We start from the raw sequence: 6,299 nt of genomic DNA on the forward strand, positions 1-6,299 counted from the left end.
CGAATGCGGGGAGGGTGCGCTTGCGCATGATCGGGCTCCACATCTGTGGGGGGCGTACAGCCAGAAGTACCTGCCGACGCAGACAATATATCTGTTGGCGCAGATACTGCAACAGCAGCTTCTTTCGTCGGTGCACCGGCTGCGCATGACCCGATGGTGACGCCGTCCACGACGACCACGTGGGAGCCGATCCACCCGTCATCGCTCCCGGTGATGCCGCGGCTGGTGACGGGCTGCCGATGGACCGGCAGATCGGGCGCGGCGCCGTGGTTGAAGCCGAGCAGCGAGCTGTTCGCGCCGATGCGTACGCCGTCGCCCAACGTGACGGTGCCGCGCACCACGGCGAATGGAGATCTGGGAAACCCGCGGACCGGACGCGGGCCGGCCCTACGACGCGAACTTCAAGCGCCTCGCCGACGAGATCCGGCCCGGCGGCGACGGGTACTACACCTACACGGTCAAGCCAAGGTCGATCGTGACCTTGACGACGCTCGACAAGAGACACGACAAGGCGACGAAGCAACGCCTGACCGAGTCGTGGGACCGCCCGGTCGTCGGCCTCCGCGACCACGCCCGCAACCCCGCCGGGCCCTTGGCCACCTTGGACATCCGGTGATCAAACCGGCCACCCCGTGAGAACGACGCAGCCTTGGCGGCGTAGCCCACCGGTGGGACCTGCGGCCCCGCCCATGGTCATGCTCCGGGGTGCAGCCCGAGCCAGCCCGGCGTGGGGTCGCCCTTGACCTCGCCGAAGTACAGGGCGAACGTCTGCTTCCAGCGCTCCACTTCGGCACGGTCGGCCATGAAGCGGGGGAAGCCGTCGAGGTGGGCGTTCGGGTACTCCCAGATCGGCCTCAGCCCGCCCGCGGGAGTGACGTCGGTCCGTACCGACCAGCCGAAGCGGGCTGCTTGCTGCCGTTCGGCGGACAGCACCCAGTTGATGTAGAGCTTGGCCGCGGTCGGGTTCTTGGCCTGTCTCAGGACCGCGAGGCGCTGCCCCCACGCCACGAACGGATGCCCGTCGGCCACCGCCCACCGCACGGGCTCCGACGCCGACGCCGCCAGGGACCCCGACCCGCCGACACCGATCGCCGCCTGGCCTCCGCTCACCGCGTCCTCGGGGAAATTGGTGCCCCGCCCGAACCGCACGTCCTGTGCCGCCAGCCGGGCCACCCAGTCCCAGCCGTACCGCTCGGCGTACAGCTTGTAGAGAAACAGGACCGCGTCGTCGTCATGCGGGTACGACGAGGCGATCTTCCCCTTCCACTTCGGGTCGACCAGGTCGAGCGGAGTGCGCGGCGCGTCCGAACCGACCGCTGCCGGGCCGTACATGAAGCTGAAGCCGATCACCGCGCCCGCCACCCAGGCGCCCTGCGGGTCCCGGAAGCGGTGGTGCAGCTTGGAGAACCCGGCGGGCTTGTAGGGCAGCAGACGGCCTTGCTCCTTCCAGCGCGTGACGTCGTGCAAAGTCTGCAGCTGGACGAGGTCGGGGACGAGGCTGCCGGTCGCGAGCTGGTTGTCGACACGGACGCCGTGGTACTTGCTGTAGTCCACGATCAGCGTCATGTCGATGCCCGGGAAACGCCGCGTGAAGCCCGCCTTGACGGCGTCCAGCTGGTTCGGCGTGTCACCGCCGGCGTACAGCACGAGCTTGCCGCCCTCGGCGAGGGCGGCCTGGTGCAGCTGGTCGAGCGTCCTGGTCTCCTCGGGGCCGGAGGCGCGCCGGGGCGCGGAAGGAGAGGCTGTGGCCGGAGCCGCGACGGCGCCGAGACCGAGGGCGGCACCCGCGCCCGTGGCGAGGACACGTCGTCTGCTGAGGAAGCTGGACATGCAGGAAAGACCTCTCTGCTGGGGGGGAAGCACGAGACCCGGCGCCATGGGCACGGGCCATACGGGGTCTTCGAGTAATCGGACGGACCGCCGGACGTGGCGATCCTGTCGCTATTCGCCACCGTTCACCAGCCACCGCCTTCCCTACGAGCGGTCTTCCTACTACTGACAGGGACAGGCTATGGAGAGGGCAGAGCAGGAATTTACCGGTTCGTGCGCCAACGAGTTCGCCCACGGACACGGCAGGCGCCGCTGCCGCTACCGAGGGCGGCCGAAAGCCCACCTGTAACACATACTCACGGCCATCGCCGTGAACATCGGACGCCTCAGCGGCCGGTCAGAGACCGAGGGAAACTCTTCGCCGAGACTGCCGACCGCCTTTCAGACCTTCCTGGACCAGAACGAGATCCCCTGGCCGAAGTCCTGCCGCACCCTGGGCAGTTGACCTCGCCAACCCCAAGATCCCCGACTGTGAGGATGCGGGAGGCACCGCTCAAGGGTCTGACCCGATCCCCGAGTGACGCTCCGGCTGTCCTCACTCTGAATCGTCGACCTGACGAGCGGTGCCATTACGCGTACCGGCTCGGCGATCGTGACCTCATAGGAGCTTGACCGAGGCGGTCCCATCACAGTCGAGTCCGTCCGCTGAGCCGGTACGCGCGAGCCCACACGACCGCGCACTGAAGGACCAACCCGGCCGCCATGCCACATCCCATCGAAGTGATTGGCTGCCGCCCGGCCCCGCGCGGGGTCGACACCCACACCGACATCCACCAGGCCGCCGTCATCGACACCATCGGCCGGCACCTGGCCACCGAGGCGTTCCCCACCACGCCTGAAGGCTATGGGCGCCTCCTGGCGTGGCTGCGCTCGCACGGCCAGGTGCTGATGGTGGGCAGGGAGGGCACCGGATCCTACGGCGCCGAACTGGCCCGGTACCTGCGTGCCAACGAGATGACTCCGGTCGAAGTAAACCGACCCGATCGTCGAGCTCGCCGCGCCGCTGGCAAATCCGACCCCGTCGACGCCTACGCCGCCGCTACCGCAGTGCTCTCCGGCCGTGCCAACGGCACCCCGAAGGACCGCGACGGCGCGGTCGAGGCAATCCGCGCACTGCGCGTGGTACGCGCCAGCGCCATCAAGGCCCGCACCCAGACCATCAACCAGCTCACATCACTGACCATCACCGCGCCCGCTGCGACGCGCGAACACTGCGCTCGCTGCCCACCACCGAGCTGATACGCCGTCTGGTCGCCAGCCGAGCCGGCTCCGATCTGACCACCCCGGCCGCCGCTGTCGAACTCGCGCTCAAGCGCCTGGCCAAGCGATACCAGCATCTGAGCGAGGGGATCGAGGAAGCAGACGCCCAGCTGCGCACCCTCATCATCCACACAGCACCCGGCCTGCTCGCGCTACCGGGCGTCGGGACCGAAACCGTCGGGCAGTTGCTGGTCACCGCTGGGGACAACCCCGACAGGCTCGCCTCGGAGGCATCCTTCGCGCACCCCTGCGCGGCCGCACCCGTGCCAGCATCCTCGGGCCGCACCGATCGCCATCGACATCTTCAGCCACTTGACGATCTACCGGAGCTTCAGAGTCAAGCCCAGGAGGCCGCGGGATGGTCATGGCTTCCGCCCCTCTGGTGGGGAGCAGAGGGGCGGAGAAGGGCCGTCAGCCCTGGGTGCCGTCCTGGTTGACGGGGTACAGGCCGAGCACGCCCTGCGGGTCGGAGGGGTTCACGCCCTTGACGTCGCCGACATAGAGGTTGATGCGGGCCTTGTAGCGGTCGAGGGCGGTGCGGTTGCTCATGAACTCGCCAAGGCCGAGCGGGTTCATGTTCTCGTAGTCGAAGATGCCCTTGCGGCCCGCCGGCGCGGCGACGTCGGTGCGGGCGCTCCAGGTGTCGATGGAGTTGTGCTGGGCATCCTTGGACAGCAGCCAGCTCAGGTAGAGCTTGGCGGCGGCCTTGTGCGGGGCGTTCTTGAGGATGGCACCGGTCTGCGGCCAGGCGACCCACGGCGACTTCTTCGGCAGGGTGGTTTCAGCGACGCCCGGGACGCCTCCGCTCGTGCCGAAGCTCGCCACGTAGTCACCGGAGCCGACCAGGTCGGCGGAGTCCTGGGTGCCGCGGACGAACTTCGGGTTCTGGGCGAGCAGCTTCTTCAGATAGTCGAAGCCGTACTTGTCGGTGAGCTGTTTGAAGTAGTAGAGGACGGCGTCGTCGTCGTTCGGGTAGGTGAAGACGAGCTTGTTCTTGAACTCGGGCTTGAGGAAGTCCTCGGCCTCGACGGGTGCGTCGTCGCCGAGCCTGGTGGCCGTGACGTTGGAGAAGGCGAAGAAGAACAGGCCGGTGTAGTAGCCGTCGTTGTCCTTGATCTGGTCGAAGACCTTGTTCCAGCCGACCGGCTTGTACTTCTGCAGCACTCCTTCCTTCTTCCAGCGCGGGAAGTCGTCGACGGTCTGGAGGTGGACGACGTCGGCAACCACATGGTGCTCGGCGATCTGGTTGTCGACGCGGGCGTCGTGGTTCTTGCTGAAGTCGACAACGATGTCGACCTTCATCTTGGGGAACTTCTTGACGAACGCGTCCTTGAGGTAGTCCGCCTGGCCCGGCTTGTCACCGCCGGCGTAGACGACCAGACGACCGCCCTCGGCTACGGCCTCCTTGTACAGCTTCTGCAGCTGGTCTTCTTCGCTCGTGTGCTTGGGGGCGGGCTTCGAGGAAGGGGTGGCGGCGGCGATGGTGGCTCCGCTCGCGGCCAGGACGCCCAGGGTGGCGGCCACGGCCCATGCCTTGCGGGAGGACTTCACACTCGACTCCTTCGTGGTGGGGCAAAAAGGGATGCTTGATGTTTCAACTATTTGCTCACTCTAGGACAGGTACTGCTGCCGTAGTCCGGGTAGCGCTTGACGAGCGCACCGCGGTCAGCGCGGCGCCGTCGGCGGCCTTGGCCAGTTCCTCCTCGAAAGTGAGCAAGTACTCGCGGGTGGCGGTGATGGCGGAGGAGTCCGCGGGCGTGCCGGGCGGGCGGTGACCGGGCACGACCAGCTTCGGGTTGAGGGCGGCCATTTCGTCCAGCAGCTTGATCCAGGCAGCACGGATCTCCGGGGTCGGAGTGTCCGCGACCTACACACATGCTTCTGGAACAGCAGCACCCGGCCGAGGGTCGCGCGCTGCTCCGGCTGCCACAGGCAGTGGCGGTCCGGCAGCAGGGCCGATCCGCCCTTGAGTTCGAAGCGGTGTCTTCCAGGGCGAGACCACGGGTCAGAGGCTTGATCTCCACCAGGCGGGTGGGCATGTTGGCCCCGAGGTCGGCCCACGTCTTGAGCTTGCTCTCAAAGGTGCGCCGGATGTGCTTGATGACCGGCCGGGTGGCGACGAACTTGGCGTCGGGGAAGGCGTCGGCCAGGGCCTCGGCGCCGAAGCAGTAGTCCGGATCACCGGCGCTGATGAACACGGTGGTCGGCTTCCTGCCCGAGTCCAGCACCTCGGCCAGCGGCCGGTACCCGTCGGCCCGGGTGAACCCGGTGTCGACCAGCAGCGCCTCACGCTCACCCGTGACCAGAGTGGCCGTCTTGTTCCTGCTGCCGACCGGGAAGTCCACGTCGAGGACCTTGAAGTCGAGCTTGCTCCTGGGGTGCTTTTCCTTGTGATGTCCGGCTCCGTGTCCGTCCGCGAGCGGGGTGGCCGACGCGCTGGTCGAGGTGAGGCCCAGGCCGATTGCGGCGGTGGTGAGCGAGCCTGCCGCGAGGAAGTTACGCCTGTTCACGGACACCTCTCTTGCTCCCTGTTGATGGTGGGTGTGAGGGCGCACGGGAGGAGGTGCCGCGTGTCCCCTCTCGGGTTTCGCGGGTGGTGCTGGTGTGCGGTACGGCCACCAGCACCACCGGGTGCCGGTATGTCCGGAGGGCGTGGGTGATCACGGTGGCGACGTTCATCGCACGACGACGGTCGGCCCCCCGGCCGCCTCCGTCGGCCGGACCAGGACGGCGCCGGGGAGTGATTCCGGCGACATGCGGGTGCGTTTCTCCGCTGTGCCGGTCGCCGTCCCTGGCGACGGTTTCGTCGCGTGGGCCGCTGACATCGGCGGCGGAGGTGTTGAGGAAGACTGTGCCGTTGCCGACGGCAGATCTCACCGTCTTCCCGGCTTGGGTGAGTTCGCCTGTGAGGCGCTGGCCCGACTACGTCATGGCATCGCGAACGAGGGCGGTGTCGTAACCGGCTGCCGTGTCACCCGCCGGGCGGGCACTGTGGCGTCCAGGGCGGCCACCGTCAGCGCGGGATCAGGGGCAAGGCCGTGTACGGCCCGAGCGGGTGGCGGCGGTGACCTCGTGGCCGCGGCTGAGCGCTTCGGTCGTGATGCGGGAGCCGATCATGCCGGTGGCGCCGATCAGGAGGATCTTCACAGGTTGCTCCGGTCGTGCTTGTTTCGTTTGTGTGGGTGTGGTCAGTGCTGTGGTCAGTGCTG

5 protein-coding genes and 3 pseudogenes are annotated in these 6,299 nt (G+C 67.9%); 3 read left to right on the forward strand and 5 right to left on the reverse strand.

Going from position 1 to position 6,299, the window contains the following annotated elements; genetic code table 11:
- Positions 1-353 (reverse strand): annotated as a pseudogene (locus ACFY9I_RS41965) (hypothetical protein); the annotation flags it as partial.
- Here ACFY9I_RS41965 and ACFY9I_RS41970 point away from each other — a divergent pair.
- A complete protein-coding gene (locus tag ACFY9I_RS41970) occupies positions 347-616 on the forward strand; it encodes a hypothetical protein (RefSeq protein WP_391012658.1) in 270 nt (89 codons plus the stop codon). The pseudogene ACFY9I_RS41965 and the gene ACFY9I_RS41970 sit on opposite strands and share 7 nt — an antisense overlap.
- Before the next feature lie 77 nt (positions 617-693).
- On the opposite strand, the gene ACFY9I_RS41975 is transcribed toward ACFY9I_RS41970, so the two are convergent.
- Positions 694-1,830, reverse strand: coding sequence for an extracellular solute-binding protein (locus ACFY9I_RS41975; protein ID WP_391012661.1), 1,137 nt, complete (start codon positions 1,828-1,830; stop codon positions 694-696).
- Between the two features lie 702 nt (positions 1,831-2,532).
- On the opposite strand from ACFY9I_RS41975, the gene ACFY9I_RS41980 reads away from it, so the two are divergent.
- Entirely contained in the window at positions 2,533-3,069 is a 537-nt protein-coding gene (locus tag ACFY9I_RS41980; protein ID WP_391012664.1) for a transposase, read from the forward strand.
- Between the two features lie 206 nt (positions 3,070-3,275).
- On the forward strand, positions 3,276-3,527 hold the full coding sequence (locus ACFY9I_RS41985; protein WP_391012667.1) for a hypothetical protein: 252 nt from the start codon (positions 3,276-3,278) through the stop codon (positions 3,525-3,527).
- Here the strand turns inward: ACFY9I_RS41985 and ACFY9I_RS41990 are convergent.
- From ACFY9I_RS41990 to ACFY9I_RS42000, 3 genes and pseudogenes are all read right to left on the reverse strand, one after another.
- On the reverse strand, positions 3,502-4,641 hold the full coding sequence (locus ACFY9I_RS41990; RefSeq protein ID WP_391012670.1) for an extracellular solute-binding protein: 1,140 nt from the start codon (positions 4,639-4,641) through the stop codon (positions 3,502-3,504). The genes ACFY9I_RS41985 and ACFY9I_RS41990 overlap by 26 nt on opposite strands.
- Positions 4,642-4,688: 47 nt before the next feature.
- A pseudogene (locus ACFY9I_RS41995) lies at positions 4,689-5,435 on the reverse strand (MBL fold metallo-hydrolase).
- A 700-nt stretch (positions 5,436-6,135) separates the two neighbouring features.
- Positions 6,136-6,207 (reverse strand): annotated as a pseudogene (locus ACFY9I_RS42000) (epimerase); the annotation flags it as partial.
- Between the last annotated feature and the right edge of the window lie 92 nt (positions 6,208-6,299).

The sequence above is a fragment of the Streptomyces sp. NPDC012510 genome, assembly GCF_042955065.1.
In the GTDB taxonomy this organism is placed as follows: domain Bacteria; phylum Actinomycetota; class Actinomycetes; order Streptomycetales; family Streptomycetaceae; genus Streptomyces.